Raw genomic sequence first — 23,500 nt, forward strand, 5'->3', positions numbered from 1 at the left:
GTGGCGGCTTCCCAGCCTTCGGAATTGGACGCGCTGACCCAGCGTCCGACCGTGTCGCGGTCAACAGGCCGCTCTACAAGGTCTGTCCGTTGTCGGCCCTGACGACCTGCCCGGTCATCGACTCGGCCGCAAGCAGCATCAGTGCGGTATGGGCGATGTCGGACGGTGTGGAAACACGCTGCAACGCGACGTTGCCCACAAGCGCGTGCATCTTTTCCTCATTCCCCGACCACCAGCGGGTGCCGACTGCCCCAGGGGCCAACCCGTTGACCCTGATGGCTGGCGCGAAGGCGCGTGCGAGCGACCGTGTCAGGCCGTGCATGGCCGCCTTGGAGACGGCGTAGGGCAGCGACGACCCGTAACCGGTCTCGCCGGCAATGCTGCCGATGTTGACGATCGCACTGCCGGGGTTCTTCCTCAGATGTGGCGCCGCAGCCCGGCTGCACTGGAACGTGCCCTTCACGTTCACCGCAAACAGCTCATCCCATATCTCGTCCGTGATCAGTTCCAGCTCTGCAAAGGGCAACTGGCGCGTGATGCCGGCATTGTTGACCAGGTAGTCGAGCCGGCCGAATGTCTGTACCACGCGGTCTGTCATGCGAACGACCTCTTCATTCACCGCCACGTCGGCCTGCAGCGCGATGGCCCTGCCACCGGCCGCCACGATCTCGCGGACGGTGTCTTCCGCATCGGCCGCGCTGCGTGAATAGATCACGGCCACGTCGACGCCATGCGATGCCAGCAGCACACTCGTGGCGCGCCCGATGCCTGTCCCGCCACCGGTGACGATCGCAACCCGTCCCTTCATATCGGCGATCATGGACGGTTTCCCGATGCCACAGTCGCTTCTCCGCTCCCGAATGACCGGTCCGTGGCTTTCGGGGGCCGGTTGGTGAGCGTTACCCCAGTGATCACCAGCACGCCGCCGATGATCATCGACGTCAGGATCGGCTCGGACAACAGCACTGCGGCAAGCAGGATGCCAAATACCGGAACGAGGTTGTTGAATACCGCCGTCTGTGCAGCGCCGATGGCCTTCACCCCCTGGTAGTACCACACAAAACTGATCACGGTGCCAAACAAGCCGAGGTACGCAAGCGCCGCCAAATCCGCCCAGCTGATTGCAGCCCAGCCAGTCTCTGCCCAACCCGTCGTGCCTGCTTCGACCCATGCGCCGCATGCAAGCAGCACCAGGCCCCACAGCGATGCATAAGTCGTCGCCGCAATCGGGCTCAGGGATTTCATCGCCGTTCTTCCGATGAGCGTATACGCGGCCCAGCCGGTTACGCCAAGGAGCATGAAACCTTCTCCCGTTCCAAAAGATCGGCTGATGTCGCGTAGTGCGCCCCCGATGTCGCCGCGGGTGACGATGACCGCCGCGCCGATGAATGCCATGCCGATCCCCAGCCATTTGATAGGGCCGACACGTTCGCGCAGCAGAAGACTGAGCAGCAGTGCTGTCACGATCGGATTGAACGCGACGAACAGTGCGGTGCGGCCAGCCGGCATTTGCGCCAGCGCAGCGAAGAAGCAGACGTTATACAAGAAGATGCCGGTCAGCCCCAGCCCGAAGGTCAGCAGCAGCTGACGCAGGTTCAGTCGCGGCAAGCCGCCTTCGAATCGCCAGGCAACGAGCAGCAGCAGAGGGACGGCGATCGCATAACGTATCGTCGCCGCAAGCATGCCGGACATCGTCCCCGCAATCATGCGGCCGGCGATGAAGGTGCCGCCCCAGAAGAGCGCCACAAGCACGAGCCGCACATAAACGGGCGCCATGGAAGGCGCTGCAACCACAGCGGAAAGGGAAGGAACGGTCGTAGTCGGGTTTGGCATCGATGCAATGATCCGGTTTGGCGTGCTTTGAGGTGGACGAATGCCGACGCTTTTCAGATCGGCATCAGAGACGTTGCGTCGTTCAGATCAAAACCCTTCCTGCTGAAGAGCGCGTCGCACCGCCGGCCGCGCGAGCATGCGCCCCGCATGGGCATGCCAGTTCGGGTAGCTACGCCGCACATCGGCACCAATCGACTGCGCCCAGTTGTGGAACACGAACAGATACGGGTCGACGATGCTGTAGTCGCGCCCGACCGCCCATTCCCGGTCCGTCAGGCGCTCCTCGATATAGTGGAATCCGTCTTCGAGGTTCTGGTCTGCCCGCAGCTCCACATTCTTGTAGAGCTCGGGATCAGTCACAAATCGATGAGGTCGCCACTTGCCGCCAAACGCTACCGCGTGCAAGGTGCCGGACAACCAGTTGAACCATTCGAATACCCGTCCCTGCAACAGCAGCTCGCCAGGAACCAGCCCGTGTGCCCCGGCGCCGATATACCAGCAGATCGCGGGCACTTCCGTGAGGATCTCGTCGTTCACGACCAGAACGGGAACCCGGCCCTTCGGATTCAGCTTGAGGAACTGCGGTTCGAGCGTCTTGCCCTGCTGAACGTTAACCTCCACCAGGTCGTAACTTGCCCCTGCTTCCTCCAGCAGGATGTGCGGTGCCAGCGAACAGGCGCCGGGTGAGTAGTACAGCGTTGTTTTCATGGTTTTTCCCTCGTGAAGTTTATTTCCAAAGTTGTATTTGCCGGGCCAGTCCCTTGATGGACGCCGGAAGTAGCCGTCTCTACGCCGGCACGGTCGACACTGGCTGCATGTTCTTCCCAGATCAGGCAGGTGGCGCAACCGCTGGCGACCAGCTCGTCCTTCGCCGAATACACGCGCCCCTCGGCGAATGCGATGCGCCTGCCCGCCTTGGTGACCGTGCCCGTCGCCCGCAGCGACGAGAAAGGCAGGGCGGGCTTCATGAAGTTCACCTTCATTTCGACAGTGGTGAATCTTTGCCCGGCCTCCAGGAGCGAATGCACCGACGCGCTCATGGCGGCGTCGAGCAACGTGGCCAGGTAACCGCCATGCACGGTGTGCATCGGATTCATGCATTCGTCGTCCGGCTCGGCTTCGATCCGGATCTGCCCTCGGGCCACGTTCGTCAGCAAGAAGCGCAACCGACGTTCGAACGCCGCGGGAGCGCTGTGCCGCCTTGCGTTTTCATTGAGAGAATCGAGACCTGCGACGGCAAACACCTGGTCAGTTGGCTGCATGCGCACGTTGCGGACGTTTCCCAGTACGTTCATGTGTGATTTCGCTCTCGCTTGGGTTTGGAAAATAACTAGGAGCGAAGGTAACATGTGCAAAAACAGAGAGGAATTCTCAATCAGCGCACACTGTCTGTGCACAAATAGATAGGAAGCTTATGAATTGGGATGATGTGCGCGTATTTGTTGCGCTGGTGCGCGCTGGCAGCCTTAGCCTGGCCGGACGCGAGCTCAAGATCGAACATTCAACCGTGGTGCGGCGCATCGACAGCCTGGAAAAAGCACTTGGCCTACGTCTGTTCGATCGCCTGCCGCGCGGCTGGCAACTGACGACCGAAGGCGAGCAGCTGTTTGCACGCGCCGAGCAGATGGACGACTGCGCGCATGCGTTCCTGCGGGAAGCGAGCGATGGTGCGGCATTGTCCGGCACCGTACGGATGTCGGCGCTGCCAGCCTTTGCGACCGCCTTCCTGACGCCACGGCTCGTCGCCTTGCAGGAGCGCTGGGCACCGATCACGCTGGAGCTGGTAGGAGAAACGCGCGCCGTCAGCCTGTCGCGCCGCGAGGCCGACCTTGCGCTGCGCATGGGCAAGCCGACGGACCCGACCGTGGTCGCGCGGCCGCTTGGCGCAATCAGCTACGGCCTGTTTGCGCACAAGGACTACCTTGCACAACACGCGGCAAAAGACTGGCACTTCGTCGGTTTCGATGAAAGCCTGCGCGATGCACCCGAGCAGCAGTGGCTGGACCGTTATGCCGCCGGCAGGCCGTATTCCTTCAAGAGCAACAGCAGCCTGATGCTGTACGAGGCTGCGATAAATGGCCTGGGCGTGACCGTGCTCCCGCATTTCCTCGCGATGAAGAGCCCCGACCTGGTGCCGGTGGCCGTCGATTCTCCGCCAGCCAAGCGCGACCTGTGGCTGGTCATTCATCCTGAACTGCGGCGCTCGGCCCGGGTGAAGCTGGTTGCTGAGGTGGTGACGGAACTGGTGCTGTCGTCTGCCGAGCAGCTCTGTCCGACCCGCTAATTGGCCAGATGACGCAGTCCCTATTGCCGCGGATACGCAGAGACGAGCACACTGTTATACTGTGTTTTTATACAGTATAACGAGGAGCATCGTGCCGGACCGGGAATGGGATGCAGACACCCAGCCGCTGCCGCAGCAAGCACTGCAAGCGAAAAAAGGGCGCGGCGCGGTGTCGAACCTGCAGGGGCGTTACGAGCGGCAACTGCGCGAACGCTTCGACGACGGCTGGACAGGCGACGATACCGAGCCAGCCGAAGCTCCCGCGCTCAAAACCCAGGTCATCCACGAACAGGCAAAGAGCATCCTGAGCCGCAACGCATCCCCCGATGTGCCGTTCAGCGTGTCGCTCAACCCGTATCGCGGTTGTGAGCACGGCTGCATCTACTGCTTTGCGCGTCCGACGCACAGCTACCTCGGCCTGTCGCCGGGTTTCGATTTCGAAAGCAGGATCATTGCGAAGATGAATGCGCCGGATCTCTTGCGGCACGAACTCGCCAAGCCATCCTACCTGCCGGAATCAATCGCGCTCGGCGTCAACACCGACGCCTACCAGCCGTGCGAACGCACGCTGGGGCTGACGCGGCGCGTGCTGGAAGTGCTGCACGAATGCGAACACCCGGTCGCCGTCATCACCAAGACCTCGCTTATCGAGCGCGACATCGACCTGCTCGCGGCAATGGCTGCGAAGCAGCAGGCGATGGCATCGGTGACGATTACCACGCTCGATACGAACATCGCACGCACGCTGGAGCCGCGCGCCGCCGCACCGGCACGTCGCCTGCGCACGATCCGCACACTCACCGAGGCCGGCATCCCGGTCGGTGTGAGCGTCGCGCCGATCATCCCCTTCGTGACCGAACCGGACCTGGAACGCGTGCTCGCCGCTGCGGCCGACGCTGGCGCCGTCAGTGCAAGCTACATCGTGCTGCGCCTGCCGTGGGAAGTGAATCCGCTCTTCCAGCAGTGGCTGCAGGCACATTTTCCCGAGCGTGCGCAGCGCGTGATGAACCGCGTGCGCGATATGCGCGGCGGCAAGGATTACGACGCCGATTTCACCAGCTGCATGCATGGCGACGGCGTATGGGCTGACTTGATCCGGCAGCGCTTCGACAAGGCGGCCGAACGGCTTGGGCTGGGCGAGCGTGCGAACGGGTTTCGCGGATTGGATGCGTCGCGCTTTCGCCGGCCTGCGCCAGTGCGCGTGGCCGCGCCGGGGAACTTCAGCGGCCAGCTCGACCTGTTCCCGCGCTGACCGGGCGGTCGTGCCGGAAGGCGTGTTGTTCCTCGCCGCAGAAGTCAACGGTCCGGCGCCGGCAAGCGCCTTGTAAAGACCGAGCTTGGTGCCGAGACTGACCATCACGCTGCCGTAGTCGGCGGACAAGTTGCCGATGGCGCATCAGCTGGCGGTTATGAAGACCCAGCCTTCTTCCGCCGACTGTTCAAGCGCACGATCGGGTTGGCCCCAGGGGACTACCGCACGCGCTTTCGGATTCCGGATTTTGCGCGTGCCTGAATCCCTCAGCCGACGATGCGGGAAGAAGCGAGCCCGCACCGTTTGATCTGGCTGTGATGGTTACCCATCCGGGAATCTTTCCTACCATCTTCCTATTCCGCGACTCCGTATCAATCCGCGGACCTCTGGAGAAGTCCAAGAGAGTCTGCAAATTGTTGTCTCGCAATGACTCCTCCTCTTCTTGATGCTCTGCCTCGGTCCCGAAGCAGTGTTAAGGCTGGCGCGCGAGTTGGTGCAGCTGCGCTACGAGGTCACCATCGCCCATTACATCGCGCATGATCATGAAATCGATACGGGTGAAGCGAGCTTATTCCAGCAGCTGCGCCAGATACTGCATGCGCATGTCGCCGCACTCGATGGCCGCGTCCCCGGCAAAGGCGCAGCGGCTTGGCGTTTGACGATGCAGCCAGGTCTTCGCCACCGCTCGCAGTTCGCTTGCCGTGCATTGCAATACCCCCGCACGGAACTGATTGCGCATCTGGTCGGTGACGCCGAGGCGCTTGCGTGACCAGGATTGCATGGCCTGCCGGTAGGGCGACAGCGGTTTGTCCAGCTCCCGGACCACGCAAATAATCGCCTCTTCGATACTTTCCTGCGTCATGTCCGCTGCCACCGCCCGCTCGATTGCGGCCTCAAAATCGGCATAGGTGCCGAGCAGGCGCGGATCGCGCGTGGACATCATCCGCACAATTCCGGTCATCGCATCGTAGCTAGCGCCGGCGCCGTAAGCTCCGCCTTCTTCGCGTATCGCACGGTGCAATACTTCATTGGTCAGCCACTCCGCCAGCACCGCACCGGCGGGGGCATCGGGATGCCCGAGCCTGGGCGCGGGCCATGCCGCATAACAGTGATTAACCTGCGCCGCGGCGTGCAGCACGGTATTGGCACGCGCCTCCATGACGAAGGCTTGCGGCTCGGCCAGCGCACGCGGCATATGGTGGATGTGGCGGACGGCCGGCGCCAGCAATGCAGACAACGCCGATGCCGACGGTGCTTCTGCCGCGACAATGACATACGCCGGGCTGGCGGTGATTTTCGCGTGCAATGCCGCGAGCTTCTCCGCGATTACCTGCATGCCGCTGTCATCCTGACTGTGTTGCCGCAGCGAGCGGTAGAACGGAAGGCCTGCCGCGCCCTCCATCACATTCTTGAAGCGCTCCTGCATCGACAGCGGGGCGGTCGCGCCGAGCGATACATAGGTTTCTCCCCTTACCGCCAGCTCGCCGTGCACATCCTGCACATGACTATCGATCAGGAAGGCCATGCGCTCGAACTCATCGAAGCGAGGGGCGGCGATCGATTGCAGGAGCAGCGTCGCCAGCTTGTCCTGCTCCTCCTGCAGCCCCTTCGCGGTGAATTCGACAAAGATCTGCAGCGGCTTGTCCGCATCGACCGGCTGGCTGGCGGCAACATCGATGTTGAAGTCCGGCGCCATCTGCTGGCGCCAGGCGCTGCCTGCTTCATACCCCATCCCGGCGAAGCCCAACTGCGGCAACAATCCCGCATAGAGACTCAACCAAGGCCATTCCTGCTCGCTCAAGTCGGAGATGTCATACAGGATGGACGCATAGGAAATGCCGTTGGTGGCAACCTCCAGCACAACGACTTTTTCATTTGCAGGCGGCACCGGGAAATCCGGCTTCACCAGGGGCGCAACGGCGGACGGCACAATGCGCGGGAGTACATCCTTGTCGACGATCTTTCTTTGCTGCGCCAGCAAGTCTGCCGATTCCTGCTCGATGCGCGCGCGCTCGGCCGCAGTCAGGCTGGCGGCCAGCTCCGCCAGGCGGCGCTCTTCGCGCATTGCGCGCTGCGCAGCAAACCCCGCATCGGCATAGACCGTCGATTCGAGACGGGCCGGCGACGCGATCAATGCCTTGACCATGTCCTTGAAAAACTGTGGATCCTGGATCTCCGCATCGAGCTGGCGCAGGAATGGCTCGACGTCGAACGCAGCGACGATATCTCCGCCCAACATCGCTGCCGGCAGCGCCGACAGCAACAGGTGCAATCCATACGGAACATCGCCGCCATTGATTTCGCGCTGGTCAAAACGGATATTGCGCAATGCGGCCTGCAGCATCGCGGTTGGCACGCCGGTCTCTGCCGCTTGCTCCAGCGCGGACCAGATGTGTTTTCTCGCCTTGGCAACGGCGTTCTTTTTCAGTCCTTCCATGCCGACATGCAAAACCATTTGCCGGGCACCGGACTCCAGATGATTGAACGACGACGGATAACCAAAGCCGGCCGATTCCATCGCGCGCATGAGGGGCGACGAACTGTCGCCCAACAGGCCTGCTTCCAGCAGACTGGCGCGGAAATAAGACGGCGGGTCGACCGCCTCCCCCAGCAGCCACGAGAACTGAAACCCGTATTCGTTTTCCATGCCTTCCTGCGCCGGCGTGACGATGTGGGTCGTGCGCGGCGCAGTCCATGGCGTTGCCAGGTCCGGCCGCATTCTGGGGAAACGTCCGGGCAGATGTGCCAGCACCTGCTCCTCAATCATGCCTTGCACCGCCGCCACGTCGACGCGTCCGGACGTCATGAAAACCGCCTGCGACGGATGATAGTGGCTTGCGTGAAAGGCTTTCAGATCGGCATAAGTCAGATGGGGAATCTCCAGCGGATCCCCTCCGTATTCCACCGCATACGTGGTGCCCTGGAAAAGCTGCTGACTGATGCCGTGATCGAGCGCGCGCAGCGGATCCACAAAGGCATCTTTCATTTCGTTCAGCACGACACCCTGCAGCGACAACTTATCCTGCGCCCACACCAGGCGCCAGCCTTCCTGTTGAAAATCGCAGTAATTCAGCGTCGGGAAAAAGGCGGCATCCAGATATACGCTCAGCAAGTTGAAAAAATCTGTTTTGTCCTGGCTGGCGAATGGATAGACGGTGCGATCCGGGTAAGTGAACGCATTCATGAACGTGGCCATGGAGCGCTTGGCCATGGAGAAAAACGGATCTCGCACCGGATAGCGTACCGACCCGCACAAGGTCATATGCTCGAGAATGTGGGCACGGCCGTCGCTCGACTGGGGAATGGTGGGGAAGGCAACCAGAAACGCCATCTCGGAATCGTCGGTTTGCACATGGATATGGCGGGCACCGGAGCCGGGATCCTCATATTCTTCGATCACGGCATGAAGCTCGGGAACCGGATGGGCACGTTTTTTATGGAATGGCATTGCGAGGGTGTTCGGTATTCAACAATCAGGGAAACTTGGGCGTGATGGAAGGAATTTCCGGCAAGCCCAGACATGGCGCGAATCGTACGCGATTTCAAGAGCATGACAGAGAGCGGCCAGCCACTATACGTCATCAGATAAGCAGAAGGCGCTTCACGACGTGGAGTTGTGAGGTCGGCACTGATTTGTTGGACAACTGCTATACGGCAAGATGCGGTTGTAACGCCCGGGATAACCGGGAGTATATGGGGCAGATTCGGTTCGAAGCTTTGTCGAGTCTGCCTCCACATATTGCACATATTGTGGCAACCAATGTTCAAGGCCCGTCAGACAAAGCAGAATTCAGGATGCAGTGGAGTGGTGAATACAGCTTCCCTTCCAAACGTATCGATCACGACATCAACGAAACGCCCATTCACCGGATCTACCAGCGCGGTAACGCAGGCGCCTGTCGCGGCACGGACATTCGCGATACGGACAAGATAGTTGCCGTACACGGCAGCATCACCTGCGGCCGTGAGGCAGAAATCCCGGTTTTCCCGTCGCGTCTGGAAGTTGTAAAGGCAGCCGGTATCGGCATAGAAAGCGAAAACCTGGTTATCGGCATCCACCACCACATCGCCGTTGGAATTGCCTGTCCAGAAAATGAAAGGCGACTCGTCGTCGTCAAATGCAACTACGCCGACCGATACAGAGCCGCCGCCACAGCCCGTGAGCGCCGCCAGCACGAGCGCCGCCAATGCCTTTCCTGGTCGCATGGAATTTCCTTAACCGCCATAACCAAGGGATGCGAAGAGTGGCATTGTGGTGCTGCGTTCAGCATGGATGGCCATTCCCGCTTGCCAATCGTTTGGACTGCGCCTGCGCTTGCTGATTCAATTCCTGCATTGTTTCATGTCAATTGCGCGGAGGCTCAGCCTCACCGCGCAACAGTCCGAAACCTGCGCACACGTTAACGCATATGGCGCATGTGGGCTCAGCCTCGACAGACGTGAACAATTGTCTGGCTCCGCATATCTGCACGCGTTCATATGCATCGAAATGTGACTCATAGTCCGTAGACCTATAAGTCTCGACGACGGAATATCTTTCCGTCAATTTTTCGAGACTGAAAATGGAACACGAACAGCTCGCCGTATTCGGCTTACGGCTAAAAGAGCTGCGCACCGAGCGCGGACTCAGCCAAGAGGAACTCGGCTCACTTGCGGATCTGGATCGAACCTACATTAGCGGCATTGAACGCGGGACTCGAAATGTAGGGCTCATTAATGTCTTCCGAATCGCGAAAGCCCTCAACGTTTCTCCCGCCGAGCTGTTTAGCGAAACAAAGGCACGCTAATGGGAGTGCGCGCCTTCTATGTTGCAACCGTAAGCGATTTCCTTCAGGAGCCGACTGACTCCATCGTTGGAAAAATCAGCCAGCAGCACTCCCAAGACATTGTTCAGTTACAAATGGGAGCGTGGCTAAGGGAGATTGATCTGCTCAAGCATTGTTTACCTCCCTTCGCAGGCGGGCAAATTCTGTTTGAACTACAAATTCCCCGAATGGGGCGTCGTGCCGATGCGGTCTTGATCTACCAGGACGTCATCTATGTGCTGGAGTTTAAGGTCGGCGCAAAAGTATATTTCTCCCACGATTTGCGACAGACGCACGGTTACGCAATTGACCTTCACCATTTCCATGAAGGTAGCCATAACAAGACGATCGTTCCCATTCTCGTTGCAACCGATGCACCCGCAACGCAGTTCACGCTTTCCCCGCCGGTGGACCACGTCTATCCGCCGCTGCGCGTTTGCGCTAATAATCTCCAAGAGGCGCTTTCATACTGTGTTCACAATGCAGAAGAATCGGCCCCGATTGATTTTCAGAGTTGGTTCAAATCAGCCTACAAACCAACGCCGACCATCGTAGAAGCTGCACAAGCGCTCTACGCCAATCATGATGTATCCGACATTGCTCGAAATGACGCTGGCGCACAAAACCTCCATGTCACCTCGACCGAAATACTGCGAATCGTTCATAAAGCCCGCATAGAAAAGCAAAAGGCTATTTGCTTCGTCACGGGTGTGCCCGGCGCCGGTAAGACATTAGTCGGATTAAACATCGCAACCACAGGCGTCAACATCAAGGACGACGAGCATGCAGTTTTCCTGTCTGGGAATGGACCATTAGTCGAAGTATTGACGGAAGCACTAGCCAGAGACGCAAAAGAACGAAACCCAAACACCAGCAAAGACAAAGAACGACGGAAGGCAGAAGCAAGAATCCAAAACATTCATAGATTCAGAGACGAAGCACTCTCCAATCCAGATAAAGCACCTCCTGATCGCGTTGTGATTTTTGATGAGGCGCAGCGCGCCTGGGATGCGCAGAGCACCGCAAAGTTCATGACGCAAAAACGAGGACAAAAGAGCTTTGACCAGTCAGAGCCAGAGTTTCTTATTAGCGTCATGGACCGGCATCCTGATTGGTGCGTCATCATTGCATTGATCGGCGGTGGACAAGAAATCAATACCGGTGAAGCCGGCCTCAAGGGATGGGTAGACGCATTGCGCAGCGCGTTCAAGCATTGGCACGTCTATTACTCGGACAAGCTGAAGCAAGAAGAATATGCGGGTGGTGAAGTGGAATTCGACGGTATTCTTCAAGCCCGTTCGAGCCCAGCCTTGCACCTTGCGACTTCAATGCGCTCGTTTAAGGCTGAAAAGCTTTCGCATATGGTTCATTACTTAATTGAGAATCGGCCAGATCGAGCTGCAGAATGCTATGCGGCTTTCCGTGAACGTTTCCCGATCGTCGTCACACGCGATATTCAGAAAGCCCGCACTTGGATAACGAGCCGTGCACGTGCAAATGAAACCAAAGGTGTGATTGCATCATCAGGCGGACTCCGATTGAAACCGGATGGCCTCTTTGTGAAGAACAAGATATCTGCGGCTGACTGGTTTCTGAATGAGTCGGACGACGTGCGCTCGTGCCATTTCTTGGAAGACGTAGCTACTGAATTTGATATCCAAGGGCTCGAGCTTGATTGGTGCTTGATCGGCTGGGATGCAGATTACCGTTATATCGGCGGCGTGTTCGAGCATTGGAAATTTACTGGATCAAGCTGGAAGCAGCGAAACCGCGAAGAACAAAAACGGTATCTTGAAAACGCCTATCGCGTGTTACTCACTCGAGCACGTCAAGGGATGGCAATTTTTGTACCTCACGGAAATTCCGTCGATTCAACGAGAAAGCCTCAGTATTACGACGAAACCTATAAATATTTGGTTAGGTGCGGAGCGACGGTACTTGAATAGCCCTATTGCGCCCAATCGAGTTCGCACAAATAAAAACGCCGGTTTTGAACCGGCGTTTTCGCTATGACGACTCCGCAAACGGTCAATTATTAAACGTCAATATTCCCCGCCTGCAGCGCATTAGTTTCGATGAAGGCCCGACGTGGCTCCACATCGTCGCCCATCAGCGTGGTGAAGATCTGATCCGCAGCAATCGCATCCTCAATCTGTACCTTCAACAACCGGCGCACAGTTGGATCCATCGTAGTTTCCCACAGCTGTTCCGGATTCATTTCACCGAGACCCTTGTAGCGTTGCTTCGAGACGCCGCGCTCGGCTTCGTCGCGCAGCCAGTTCATCGCTTCGTGGAAGTCGCGGATCGCGATTTCCTTGGCCTTGTCGCCTTGGCCGCGGCGGACCATCGCGCCTTCGCCGATCAGGCCCTTGAAGGTAGCGGCGGCGGCGGAGAGTACCTGGTAGTCGGGGCCGCGTACGAATTCGGCGTCGATGGTGCTGATCTTCAGGTTGCCGAAGTGGCGGCGCTGCACGCGCAGCATGTGCTTGTCGGAGAGTTCGTCCGACTTCACGACGACTTCGACGCTCGGGTCGTTGATGGCGGCGGCGAGTGCCTTGGCGGATGCGTCTGCATTCTCGCCGTTGTCGAGGTTGAGCGTGACGCCGGTCATGATGGCCGACAGCGCGGCTTCGTCAATCGCCTTGGACAGGCGCATGATGATCGCGTTGGCGGTGTTGTACTGGCGGACCAGTTCGGACAGTGCTTCGCCGATGATCGGTTGCGCGCCTTCGGTCGGGATGATGGCGGCGTCGTGCAGCGCGATCTGCATCATGTAGCTCGCTTCTTCGACGTCGTCCTTGAGGTAGCGCTCGTCCTTGCCGTGCTTGACCTTGTACAGCGGCGGCTGCGCGATGTACACGTGGCCGCGCTCGACGAGTTGCGGCATCTGGCGATACAGCAGCGTGAGCAGCAGGGTGCGGATGTGGGCGCCGTCGACGTCCGCGTCGGTCATGATGATGATGCGGTGGTAGCGCAGCTTCTCGACGTTGAATTCGTCCGGGCCGATGGAAGTGCCGAGCGTGGCGATCAGCGTGGTGATCTGCTCGGAGGACAGCATCTTTTCGAAGCGTGCCTTCTCGACGTTGAGCACCTTGCCGCGCAGCGGGAGGATCGCCTGGAACTTGCGGTCGCGGCCTTGCTTGGCGGAGCCGCCTGCGGAGTCACCCTCGACGATGTACAGCTCGCATAGCGCCGGGTCTTTTTCCTGGCAGTCGGCCAGCTTGGCGGACAAGCCGAGGCCGTCCATCACGCCTTTGCGACGGGTCAGTTCGCGTGCCTTGCGGGCGGCTTCGCGCGCGCGGGCGGCTTCGACGATCTTGCCGCAGATGATCTTGGCGTCGTTGGGCTTTTCCATCAGGTAGTCGGTCAGCGTCTTGGCGACGATTTCCTCGACCGGACCGCGCACTTCGCTTGATACCAGCTTGTCCTTGGTCTGCGAGCTGAACTTCGGCTCCGGTACTTTGACGGACAGCACGCAGGTGAGACCTTCGCGCATGTCGTCGCCGGAGATTTCGACTTTCGCTTTCTTGGCGAAGTCGTTTTCTTCGATGTACTTGTTGATGACGCGTGTCATCGCGGCGCGCAGGCCGGTGAGGTGAGTACCGCCATCGCGCTGCGGGATGTTATTGGTGAAGCAGAGCACCTGCTCGTTGAACGCGTCGTTCCATTGCATGGAGACGTCGACACCGATCATCGTGCCTTGCTCGGAGACCTTTTCGCCGGTGGCCTGGAACACGGTCGGATGCAGGACGTTCTTGTTCTTGTTGATGTATTCGACGAAGCCGCGGGTGCCGCCTTCGAACGCGAAGTCTTCTTCCTTTCCGGTGCGCTGGTCGGTGAGCTTGATGTGCACGCCGTTGTTGAGGAAGGACAGTTCGCGGATGCGCTTGGCGAGGATGTCGTAGTGGAACTCGACGTGCGTGAAGATTTCTTCATCGGCCCAGAAGTGCACTTCGGTGCCGCGCTTGTCGGTTTCGCCCGTGACCTTGATGGGCGAAACTTGCACGCCTTCCTGGACTTCGAGTTCGCGATTCTGCACCACGCCCTTGGAGAATTCCATCTGGTGGACCTTGCCGTCGCGGCGAATGGTCAGGCGCAGCAGCTTGGACAGTGCGTTCACGCAGGACACGCCCACGCCGTGCAGGCCGCCTGAGACCTTGTAGGAGTTCTGGTCGAACTTGCCGCCGGCGTGCAGCTCGGTCATCACGATTTCTGCCGCGCTGCGCTTCGGGTCGTGCTTGTCGTCCCACTTGATGCCGGTCGGGATGCCGCGGCCGTTGTCGGTCACGGAGATCGAGTTGTCGGCATGGATGGTGACGTGGATCTCGGAGCAGTGGCCGGCGAGCGCTTCGTCGATGGAGTTGTCGAGCACCTCGAAGACGAGGTGGTGCAGGCCCGTGCCGTCAGAGGTGTCGCCGATGTACATGCCAGGGCGCTTGCGGACTGCTTCCAGACCTTCGAGGATCTGGATCGAGGATGCGCTGTATTGGCTGCTTTGTTGCGGCTGCGGGGTGTTTTCTTGAGGAATCGCGGACATGGCTGCCTTCTGAAAGAACGGTTACTGCAAAAACAAATCACCTGACAGGCTCCTTCCCCCTTTAAGGGGGAAGGTTGGGATGGGGGTTGAGTGGTTATGCCGAAGTCAGCGTTAAATCGACCTCACTACCCCCACCCTAACCCTCCCCCTGCAAGGGGGAGGGGACCCGTCAGTGGAAAAATTCAAGTTTTCTAAAATGTCGCAAGGGGGCTCGCCATATTCACGGCAGCCCCCTTGCTGTTTTACTTACTAATCCAATCAAATCCGCATCGGCATGACGACGTACTTGAAATCGGCGTTTTCCGGCACGGTGATCAGTGCCGATGAATTCGCGTCGCCGAGCGCGATGTTGATGCTTTCACCCTTGAGGTTGTTCAGGACGTCGAGTAGGTAAGTGACGTTGAAACCGATGTCGATGCTGTCGCCGCCGTAATCGATCTCAAGCTCTTCCACTGCCTCTTCCTGATCAGCGTTGGTGGAGCTGACCTTCAGGCTGCCGGGGCTGATGATGCAACGGACGCCCTTAAACTTGTCGCTCGTCATGATCGCCGCGCGCTGCAGCGCATGCAGCAAGGTCAGGCGATCGATGGTGAAGTTGTTCTTGTAGCCCTTCGGGATCACGCGGGTGTAATCCGGGAACTTGCCTTCGACCAGCTTGGAGATCAGCTCGATGTCGGCGAAGGTGAGCTTCACCTGGTTGTTGGCGATCTCGAGGTCGACCGGGTTGTCCTGGTCTTCCAGCAGGCGCTGCAGTTCGAGGATGGTCTTGCGCGGAATGATCACTTCCTGGCGCGCGAAATCCTGATCGGTCTCCACCTGGCAGAACGCGAGACGGTGTCCGTCTGTCGCGACTGCGATCACATTCTTGCCGTCGACGACGAGCAGCAGGCCGTTGAGGTAGTAGCGGATGTCCTGCTGCGCCATCGCGAAGTGCACCATGTTGAACAGGTGCTTCAGCGTCTTCTGCGGCAGCGTGACCTTGGCGTTGTAGTGCTCGGCTTGGGCGACGGTCGGAAATTCTTCGGCGGCCAACGTCTGCAGTGCGAAGCGCGATTTGCCGGACTGGATAGTCATGCGCTTGTTGGCCAGCGACAGCGACACGTCGCCGGAGTCGGGCAGTGCACGCAGGATGTCGAGCAGCTTGCGCGCCGCCACCGTGGTCGAAGCGATCTCCGCGCCGCTGCCGACACTGGCATTGGTCGTGATCTGCACTTCGATGTCGGTGGACAGGAACGACACTTTTTCGCCGTCCTTGCGAATGAGGATATTGGCCAGAATCGGCAGCGTATGCCGACGCTCGACAATACCACTCACGATCTGCAGCGGTCGGAGAAGCGTGTCACGTTGGGTTTTGACCAATTGCATGCTTTTGTCCTTGTATTAATAGTTAAGACGGAGCTGTTTTTCTGAAGAGCGGACCGGCCGGTAAAAAGCGGAGATCTGTCCGGTCAAACGAACGCAGAACATCCTCTATTTTGACAGAAAAGGGACATTCCCAAGAAACCAAAGTGATGCTTTTTTGCCTTCTTTATAAGGGGTTGCCGCGTCGGCCAATGGCCACTTCTCCTGACGGAAGAAGGCGGTGCTTCAATATTATGCAACCGCCCTTGCCAAGTTATCCACAAGCCGCTAGGCAGCTGTGATTAACCTTTCAGCGTCTGCTCCAACACATGCAGTTCGTGGTTGACTTCCGGATTCTTGCTGCGGTCGGCGGCGATCTTGCGGACTGCATGCAGGACGGTCGTATGGTCGCGGCCGCCGAACAGCTCGCCGATTTCCGGCAGGCTTTTCTGCGTTAGCTCCTTGGCAAGATACATTGCAATCTGGCGCGGACGGGCGATGTTGGCCGGGCGCTTCTTGGAGTACATGTCGGCCACTTTGATATTGAAAAAATCGGCCACGGTCTTCTGGATGTTCTCCACCGAGATCTGACGGTTTTGCACCGACAGCAGGTCCTTCAGTGCATCTTTGACAACATCGATCGTGATGTCTTTGCCATGGAAGCGCGAGTACGCAAGGATCTTGCGCAACGCGCCTTCGAGTTCGCGCACGTTGGAGCGCAGGTGCTTGGCGACGAAAAACGCCACGTCATCGGACAGCACGGCGCCTTCCTGTGCCGCTTTTTTCAGCAGAATCGCCACGCGCATTTCCAGTTCCGGTGGTTCGACGGCGACCGTCAGGCCGGAGTCGAAGCGCGAGATCAGGCGGTCATCCATGCCGCTGATTTCCTTCGGATAGGTGTCGCTGGTGATGATGATTTGTTTCTTGGCTGCAATCAACGCCTCGAACGCGTAGAAGAATTCTTCCTGCGTGCGGCTCTTGCCGGCGAAGAACTGAATATCGTCGATCAGCAGCATGTCTAGCGAATGGTAATACCGCTTGAAGTCGTCGAAACCCTTGCGCTGGTAAGCAGTCACTACGTCGCGCACATACTGTTCTGCATGGATATAGCGGATGCGTACGTTGGGTTTGTCGGCCAGCAGCTGGTTGCCGATTGCATGGATCAGGTGGGTCTTGCCAAGGCCGACGCCGCCGTACAGGAACAGCGGGTTGTACGAAACACCGGGATTGTTCGCGACCTGGATGGCAGCGGCACGCGCCAGCTGGTTGGCCTTACCGGTCACGAAACTCTCGAAGGTGAGCGCCGGGTTGATCTTGCTCTGGTCGCGCTTCTTTGTTTCCTCCATGACAATATCGGCCCGTTCGATCGGGTCGGGGATCTCGGAGGAAAGGTCGAACCCAGCGTTTGCTGCAGCGCTTGCGGCAGCTAGCATAGGCGCGGGTGCTGGCTTCTTCGCACCGTTGAGGCGCGGGTCGAGCACGAACTGCACCTCGATCGGCGCTTCCCAGTATTCGGAGGCGAGCGTTGTAATTCGGTTGGCGAACTGGGTCTTTACCCAGTCGAGCTTGAAGCGGTTAGGAGCAGCGATCCGCAGGCGGCCATCCTCAAAGTCGAGCGGCACCAGCGGCTTGATCCACGCACTATATTGTTGCGGCGTGAGTTCCTGCTCCAGCATCGCGGAGCAAGTCTGCCAAAAATTTTCCATGAATTTTTCTGAATGAGAGGGCGCTGGGTTGAACGACGACCTTCGCATGCTTCCCTGTCCGGCCGCTCGCGCGGCAGGTCGATCCAGCTTTCTGGAGGCTGCGGCAGGGAGCGCCGAAACGGCACGCGCACGCGAAGGGCGTTCGGCGCGGGACGGCTATTCTATACCCGCAACAACAAGTTATCCACAGGACGCATCACATTTCCCAATTAAAAAACTGCTTGCCAATGTGGATAATTTGGGCGTAGACAAGCGACCTGCTTGTTCACGGCTCGTCCGAAGAGCCATGCCTTGCCAAATGAACTATCACTGCCCCGGGCGCTGCCGTCCGAAAGCTAAGTGATTGACAGGTAAGCAGAAATTAATGTCTAATTGCGGGTTCACTGCCTGTTGCGTTTTGTGTCTACCACACAAGAACACAAGACAAGAATGGGCTGCGTGATGATCCAACCCATTTTTGCTGATTAGCGAGACCAACATGAAACGTACTTACCAACCTTCCGTCGTTCGCCGCAAGCGCACCCATGGCTTCCGCGTTCGCATGGCTACCCGTGGCGGTCGTGCTGTGCTGAATGCACGTCGCGCCAAAGGCCGCAAGCGCCTGGCTGTATAAGCCCGGCCGCACCAGCTGCTAGCGTGAGCGAAGATTATTCACGCGATCGGCGTATCGTTAAAACGGATGATTTTTCATCCGTTTTTCGTTTGCGGCCCGTGCAGCGCACTGCGCACTTTGTTCTCTATGCGCGGCCAAACCATCTGAGCCATGCTCGCCTGGGCATCGTGGCCGCCAAACGCTTCGCGCCGCGCGCCGTCACGCGCAATACGATCAAGCGGGTCGCGCGCGAGCTGTTCCGCCAGTCGGCCTTGCCGGCCATCGACTGCATCGTCCGCCTGTCCAAGCCTGTGAATTCCCGTGCCGAACCGGCAACCAGCACGCAACTGAAAACCTTGCTGCGCAAGGAACTGATGCAACTGCTGCAATCACAGAACTCGGCGGAAGCACGGCGATGAAACGTCTTTTACTGCTACTATTGCGCGCGTACCAACTGGGCATCAGCCCGTTTTTGGGCCGAAATTGCCGTTTTTACCCGAGTTGTTCCGAGTACGCGACCGAAGCAATCCGCGAGCACGGCGCGGCGCGGGGCAGCCTGCTGACCGCCAAGCGCCTGTGCAAATGCCATCCATGGCATCCCGGCGGGCTCGATCCGGTGCCAAAGAAGTCGACAGATAAACCGGCGGCAGCATGCGACTGCGGCCACCACTGAATTCCTGATTATTCAAGCTAAATCACTTATGGATATCCAACGTACCGTCCTGTGGGTTGTGTTCTCGTTGTCCCTGGTACTGCTGTGGGACAACTGGATGCGCTATAACGGCAAGCCGTCAATGTTCTTCCCGACGGCGACGCAGCAGGCAGCCAAGCCCACCGCGGGCGGCGCACCCGCTCCAGCATCGGACGTGCCGCAGGCAAGCGCACCGGCCGCCGCACCCTCCGCCGTTCCTGCCGGCCCGGCACCGGTCAAGAGCGAGATCGTGACGATCACGACGGACGTCATCAAGGCCGACATCGACACCATCGGCGGCGAGCTCAAGCGCCTGGAACTGCTCAAGCACAAGGACACGATCGACCCGACCAAGAACATGGTGCTGTTCGATTCCGGCGCCAACGCCAAGCACACCTATGTGGCCCAGACCGGCCTGATCGGTGCCGCGGCCAATCCGCTCCCGAACCACAAGTCGAACTACGCGGTTCAACCCGGTCCGCGCGCGCTCGACGGCAACAACGAGCTGCAACTGGTGCTCGAGGCGGAGCAGGGCGGCGTGAAGCTGGTGAAGACGTACACCTTCAAGCGTGGCGACTACACCATCGGCATCAAGCATGACGTGGTCAACAACTCCGGCGCACCGATCAGTCCGTCGCTCTATCTGCAATTGGTCCGCGACGGCAACAAACCGGAAGGCGAGTCGCAGTTCTACAGCACCTTCACCGGTCCCGCGGTCTACACCGACGCTGACAAATTCCAGAAGATCGACTTCGAGGATATCGCTGACGGCAGCGCCAAACATGCGACCAAGGCAGACAACGGCTGGACCGCACTGGTGCAGCACTACTTCGTCTCCGCCTTCCTGCCGCCGGAAAAAGTGTCGCGCGAGATCTATACGAAGAAAATCGATAACAACCTGTTTGCCGTCGGCCAGATCCTGCCGATGGGCAGCATCGCTCCCGGCGCGACCGGCTCCATGGAAACGCGCCTGTATTCCGGCCCGCAGGAATCCGCAACGCTGGAAAAACTGGCACCCGGTCTGGAACTGGTGAAGGACTACGGCTGGCTCACGATTGTCGCGGCGCCAATCTTCTGGCTGATGGACCAGATCCACAAGGTGCTCGGCAACTGGGGCTGGACGATCATCGTGCTGACCGTACTGATCAAGCTGGCATTCTTCCCGCTGTCCGCCGCAAGCTATCGCAGCATGGCGAAAATGAAGACCGTCACGCCGAAGATGCAGTCGATCCGCGAGCGCTACAAGAGTGATCCGCAGAAGATGAACCAGGCGATGATGGAGCTCTACCGCACGGAGAAGATCAACCCGCTCGGCGGCTGCCTGCCGATCCTGGTGCAGATTCCGGTGTTTATCGCGCTGTACTGGGTGCTGCTGGCGTCGGTAGAGATGCGCAACGCGCCGTGGCTCGGCTGGATCCAGGACCTGTCCGCGCCGGATCCGTGGTACATCCTGCCGGTCGTGATGGCGGTGTCGATGTTCATCCAGACCAAGCTGAACCCGACCCCGCCGGATCCGATCCAGGCGAAGGTGATGATGTTCATGCCGATCGTGTTCTCGGTGATGTTCTTCTTCTTCCCTGCCGGCCTCGTGCTGTACTGGGTCGTGAACAACGTCCTGTCGATCGCGCAGCAATGGGTGATCACGAAGAAGATCGAGAGCGGCGAAGCGGCATAAGCTGCACACCGCTCCCGGCAAAAGGCCCGTGCGTTGCGCGGGCTTTTTCATTTCGGGACTTGCTCTTCATGCTCCGACTGGCAATCCACTCCAACGCACTTGTCACGGCGTGTTGTAATAAGCGGCGGTGCACCTCATATGCATTGTTTCTATTGCCCGGTGGCATATAGCGAACCTACAATCGATTCATGAACTACGACTCTTCTCCCATCGCTGCGATTGCCACTGCACCCGGGCGCGGCGGCATCGGTGTGGTGCGCATCTCCGGCAAGAACCTTTCCTGCGTGATGAAAGCAGTGTTCGGCACCGACCGGCTACAGCCGCGTCATGCGACTTACCTGCCTTTCCGGAATGCTGATGGCAGCGCCATCGACCAAGGCATTGCGATTTACTTCAAGGCGCCGCATTCCTATACCGGCGAGGACGTGCTGGAGCTGCAGGGGCATGGCGGGCCGGTCGTGATGCAGATGCTGCTGTCGCGATGCCTGGAAGCCGGTGAGGAAATCGACCTGCGGTTGGCGCAACCGGGCGAGTTCACGCATCGCGCGTTCCTGAACAACAAGCTCGACCTGGCGCAAGCCGAAGCGGTGGCAGACCTGATCGAAGCCTCGACCGAGGCGGCTGCGAAGTCGGCATCGCAGTCCTTGTCAGGCGTGTTCTCCAAGACCATCCATGAGCTGGTCGACAAGGTCATCCATCTGCGCATGCTGGTGGAGGCGACGCTGGATTTCCCGGAGGAGGAAATCGACTTCCTGGAGAAATCTGACGCACGCGGCCAGCTCGAGCGGATCCGTGCGAACCTGAACGAGATCTTCGAGCAAGCAGCGCAAGGTGCGCTGCTGCGCGACGGACTGAACGTCGTTCTTGCTGGCCAGCCGAACGTCGGCAAGTCCTCGCTGCTGAATGCACTGGCCGGCGCGGAAGTGGCGATCGTGACGCCGATTGCCGGCACCACGCGCGACAAGGTGACCGAGACGATCCAGATGGAGGGCATCCCGCTCAACATCATCGATACCGCCGGCATCCGCGACGCCGGCGACGAGGTGGAACGTATCGGCATCGAAAGGACCTGGGGCGAAGTACGCAAGGCGGATGTGATCGTGCATCTGCTCGACGCCAGCCGCGGGCCGACGCGCGACGACGAAGACATCGTCGAGCGCTTTCCGCCCAACGTGCCGGTGCTGCGCGTGTGGAACAAGATTGACCTGTCCGGCCACAAGCCGGCCGTTGACCGCATGCCGGATGCGACGCATGTATACCTGTCGGCGACGGACCGGCGCGGCATCGACCTGTTGCGCACCGAGTTGCTGCGCGTGGCGGGCTGGCAGCAGACCGGCGAGTCGCGGTTCCTGGCGCGGGAACGTCATCTGCTTGCGCTGAAGGCCGCGCGCGATCATCTCGACATGGCCGCAGAATACGTCGCCAGGGAAAACCAGCTCAACGACCAGGCACTGGACCTGCTGGCCGAGGAACTGCGTATCGCGCAGGACCGCCTGAACAGCATCACCGGAGAATTTACGTCAGATGATCTGCTAGGCGTGATTTTCAGCCGCTTTTGTATCGGAAAATGAGCACGCAGAAATAATTTGTTTTGCGTGAGCGAGCCATCGCCAAAGAAAAATCAAGGGCCGCGTCAAAATGTGCTCCCGTTTGTCTTTTATTTTCAGGAAAAGCGGGGTAGTATTTGGCCACATTAAAGAAAATCCGATTTAGGATCGAAGGAGACAAAAAAGGCCCACGCGGTGAAAACCGGGTGGGCTTTTCGTTTCAGAACGTTTAAAACAGATTCAGGGGACAGGTGTTATGCATTTTTTGTATACCTGTCATCACGAGAATAAAGCGGCGACAGTTGTTGCGCCGCAGTATTATTGCTCCTGTCTCCTCCAACTCTCCTTGAATTGGATTTCGCCCGCAAACCGAAAGGTCTGCGGGCTTTTTTCTGCGCGCTCGGTTTGTGGAAATTCCGTCCTGGAAATGAGGAAGCTCAATATTGCGCTCTCACCCGATGTTGTAATACCGCATAACGAAAAACCGAGGGAGACACATGTTGACTGCAATCATTTCATTGCTTGGCCTGATCACGGCAGGGCTCATCGTCGGGGCGTGCATCAATGTGCTGCTGCAGCTGGATGAAGTGGATCGCTGATTTCCTTGCGTCCCCGCATGCCCCCTTCCCATCTGGCTTGACTCGCCACAAAATGTAAAAACATCAACGGGTTATATCTGTCTAATCACTTTGACAGGAGCCCGATCATGACAATCCGCCTTCCGGATTTTGATGTGCTGGCAGCGCTTCACCGGCAGGATCCGGAAGCGCTGGAGACCTTCCGCAAACATGTGCTCAGGGAAGCGGTGGACTCCGCGCCGCCCGTGCATCGCCCCTCGCTTGAACAGCTGCTTACCCAGATCGAATCCGCGCGGGAAGCCGCAGAGACGCCGATCGAGGCCGCCACTGTCGCCTTTCGCATGATGTGCGACTCGGTCGAGCGGCTGCAACACGGATGGGAGCAGGCTTTGGATGCAGTAGCAGACCTGCAGGCCGCAGTGATCATCGAGCGTGTGCGGGCAAGGAGCGCATTTCCTGCCGACGGAAGGGCGTAAGCCATCACATGGAGGATGGTTCATCACGCGAGCCAGAGAACCAACCTCAACCCGCTACCGTTTCGTTCTGCCCTGATTTTAATCAAAGGCAAAAATGCCTTACGGATCATGGACATGCGTGAGCTTGTACCGTGTTATCCACAATATTGTCCACGGTAAATGTGTTTAACCCGTGGAGCAGGG

General features: G+C 59.0%; 19 protein-coding genes. 10 read left to right on the forward strand and 9 right to left on the reverse strand.

Going from position 1 to position 23,500, the window contains the following annotated elements:
- Nucleotides 1-73: 73 nt before the first annotated feature.
- The 4 genes from ACYVIA_RS07075 to ACYVIA_RS07090 form a co-directional block, all read right to left on the reverse strand.
- Nucleotides 74-820 (reverse strand): SDR family NAD(P)-dependent oxidoreductase, encoded by a 747-nt coding sequence (locus ACYVIA_RS07075; protein ID WP_460839287.1) that lies wholly within the window; start codon nt 818-820, stop codon nt 74-76.
- The gene (locus ACYVIA_RS07080) at nt 817-1,776 is read right to left on the reverse strand and encodes a DMT family transporter (protein WP_460839289.1); all 960 of its coding nucleotides are present in this window, start codon (nt 1,774-1,776) and stop codon (nt 817-819) included. Before ACYVIA_RS07080 ends, ACYVIA_RS07075 begins: the two co-directional genes overlap by 4 nt.
- Before the next feature lie 144 nt (nt 1,777-1,920).
- A complete protein-coding gene (locus ACYVIA_RS07085) occupies nt 1,921-2,541 on the reverse strand; it encodes a glutathione S-transferase family protein (protein ID WP_460839290.1) in 621 nt (206 codons plus the stop codon).
- A complete protein-coding gene (locus ACYVIA_RS07090) occupies nt 2,538-3,182 on the reverse strand; it encodes a PaaI family thioesterase (RefSeq protein WP_460839292.1) in 645 nt (214 codons plus the stop codon). The genes ACYVIA_RS07085 and ACYVIA_RS07090 overlap by 4 nt, the downstream gene beginning before the upstream one ends.
- A gap of 65 nt (nt 3,183-3,247) precedes the next feature.
- Here ACYVIA_RS07090 and ACYVIA_RS07095 point away from each other — a divergent pair, with 65 nt between their 5' ends.
- On the forward strand, nt 3,248-4,117 hold the full coding sequence (locus ACYVIA_RS07095; RefSeq protein WP_460839294.1) for a LysR family transcriptional regulator: 870 nt from the start codon (nt 3,248-3,250) through the stop codon (nt 4,115-4,117).
- A 91-nt stretch (nt 4,118-4,208) separates the two neighbouring features.
- Nucleotides 4,209-5,369: a PA0069 family radical SAM protein gene (locus tag ACYVIA_RS07100; protein WP_460839296.1), complete on the forward strand. Its 1,161-nt coding sequence runs from the start codon at nt 4,209-4,211 to the stop codon at nt 5,367-5,369.
- Nucleotides 5,370-5,937: 568 nt separating this feature from the next.
- On the opposite strand, the gene ACYVIA_RS07105 is transcribed toward ACYVIA_RS07100, so the two are convergent.
- Together ACYVIA_RS07105 and ACYVIA_RS07110 are read right to left on the reverse strand one after the other, a co-directional pair.
- A complete protein-coding gene (locus ACYVIA_RS07105) occupies nt 5,938-8,817 on the reverse strand; it encodes an insulinase family protein (protein WP_460839298.1) in 2,880 nt (959 codons plus the stop codon).
- A gap of 326 nt (nt 8,818-9,143) precedes the next feature.
- Nucleotides 9,144-9,575, reverse strand: coding sequence for a hypothetical protein (locus ACYVIA_RS07110; protein ID WP_460839301.1), 432 nt, complete (start codon nt 9,573-9,575; stop codon nt 9,144-9,146).
- A 356-nt stretch (nt 9,576-9,931) separates the two neighbouring features.
- Here ACYVIA_RS07110 and ACYVIA_RS07115 point away from each other — a divergent pair, with 356 nt between their 5' ends.
- Both ACYVIA_RS07115 and ACYVIA_RS07120 read left to right on the forward strand, forming a co-directional pair.
- A complete protein-coding gene (locus ACYVIA_RS07115; RefSeq protein WP_460839302.1) occupies nt 9,932-10,156 on the forward strand; it encodes a helix-turn-helix domain-containing protein in 225 nt (74 codons plus the stop codon).
- Nucleotides 10,156-12,120, forward strand: a complete 1,965-nt coding sequence (locus ACYVIA_RS07120; RefSeq protein ID WP_460839304.1) for a DUF2075 domain-containing protein — start codon at nt 10,156-10,158, stop codon at nt 12,118-12,120. Before ACYVIA_RS07115 ends, ACYVIA_RS07120 begins: the two co-directional genes overlap by 1 nt.
- Nucleotides 12,121-12,209: 89 nt before the next feature.
- Here ACYVIA_RS07120 and gyrB read toward each other — a convergent pair whose 3' ends face one another.
- From gyrB to dnaA, 3 genes are all read right to left on the reverse strand, one after another.
- Nucleotides 12,210-14,711 carry a DNA topoisomerase (ATP-hydrolyzing) subunit B gene (gyrB, locus tag ACYVIA_RS07125; RefSeq protein ID WP_460839306.1) on the reverse strand — a complete coding sequence of 834 codons (2,502 nt, stop codon included), beginning with the start codon at nt 14,709-14,711 and terminating at the stop codon, nt 12,210-12,212.
- A gap of 258 nt (nt 14,712-14,969) precedes the next feature.
- On the reverse strand, nt 14,970-16,076 hold the full coding sequence (gene dnaN, locus ACYVIA_RS07130; RefSeq protein WP_460839307.1) for a DNA polymerase III subunit beta: 1,107 nt from the start codon (nt 16,074-16,076) through the stop codon (nt 14,970-14,972).
- Between the two features lie 278 nt (nt 16,077-16,354).
- On the reverse strand, nt 16,355-17,758 hold the full coding sequence (gene dnaA / locus ACYVIA_RS07135; RefSeq protein ID WP_460839309.1) for a chromosomal replication initiator protein DnaA: 1,404 nt from the start codon (nt 17,756-17,758) through the stop codon (nt 16,355-16,357).
- Nucleotides 17,759-18,236: 478 nt separating this feature from the next.
- Between dnaA and rpmH the strand changes: the two genes are divergently transcribed.
- From rpmH to ACYVIA_RS07165, 6 genes are all read left to right on the forward strand, one after another.
- Nucleotides 18,237-18,371 (forward strand): 50S ribosomal protein L34, encoded by a 135-nt coding sequence (gene rpmH / locus ACYVIA_RS07140; protein WP_040041456.1) that lies wholly within the window; start codon nt 18,237-18,239, stop codon nt 18,369-18,371.
- A gap of 23 nt (nt 18,372-18,394) precedes the next feature.
- Nucleotides 18,395-18,769, forward strand: coding sequence for a ribonuclease P protein component (gene rnpA, locus ACYVIA_RS07145; protein WP_460839311.1), 375 nt, complete (start codon nt 18,395-18,397; stop codon nt 18,767-18,769).
- A complete protein-coding gene (gene yidD / locus ACYVIA_RS07150) occupies nt 18,766-19,023 on the forward strand; it encodes a membrane protein insertion efficiency factor YidD (RefSeq protein ID WP_460839312.1) in 258 nt (85 codons plus the stop codon). The genes rnpA and yidD overlap by 4 nt, the downstream gene beginning before the upstream one ends.
- Before the next feature lie 28 nt (nt 19,024-19,051).
- Nucleotides 19,052-20,716, forward strand: coding sequence for a membrane protein insertase YidC (gene yidC / locus ACYVIA_RS07155; protein WP_460839315.1), 1,665 nt, complete (start codon nt 19,052-19,054; stop codon nt 20,714-20,716).
- 188 nt (nt 20,717-20,904) lie between these two features.
- The gene (gene mnmE, locus ACYVIA_RS07160; RefSeq protein ID WP_460839318.1) at nt 20,905-22,287 is read left to right on the forward strand and encodes a tRNA uridine-5-carboxymethylaminomethyl(34) synthesis GTPase MnmE; all 1,383 of its coding nucleotides are present in this window, start codon (nt 20,905-20,907) and stop codon (nt 22,285-22,287) included.
- Between the two features lie 682 nt (nt 22,288-22,969).
- The gene (locus tag ACYVIA_RS07165) at nt 22,970-23,317 is read left to right on the forward strand and encodes a DUF3135 domain-containing protein (protein ID WP_460839320.1); all 348 of its coding nucleotides are present in this window, start codon (nt 22,970-22,972) and stop codon (nt 23,315-23,317) included.
- Nucleotides 23,318-23,500: the final 183 nt, after the last annotated feature.

Source organism: Noviherbaspirillum agri (genome assembly GCF_054780595.1).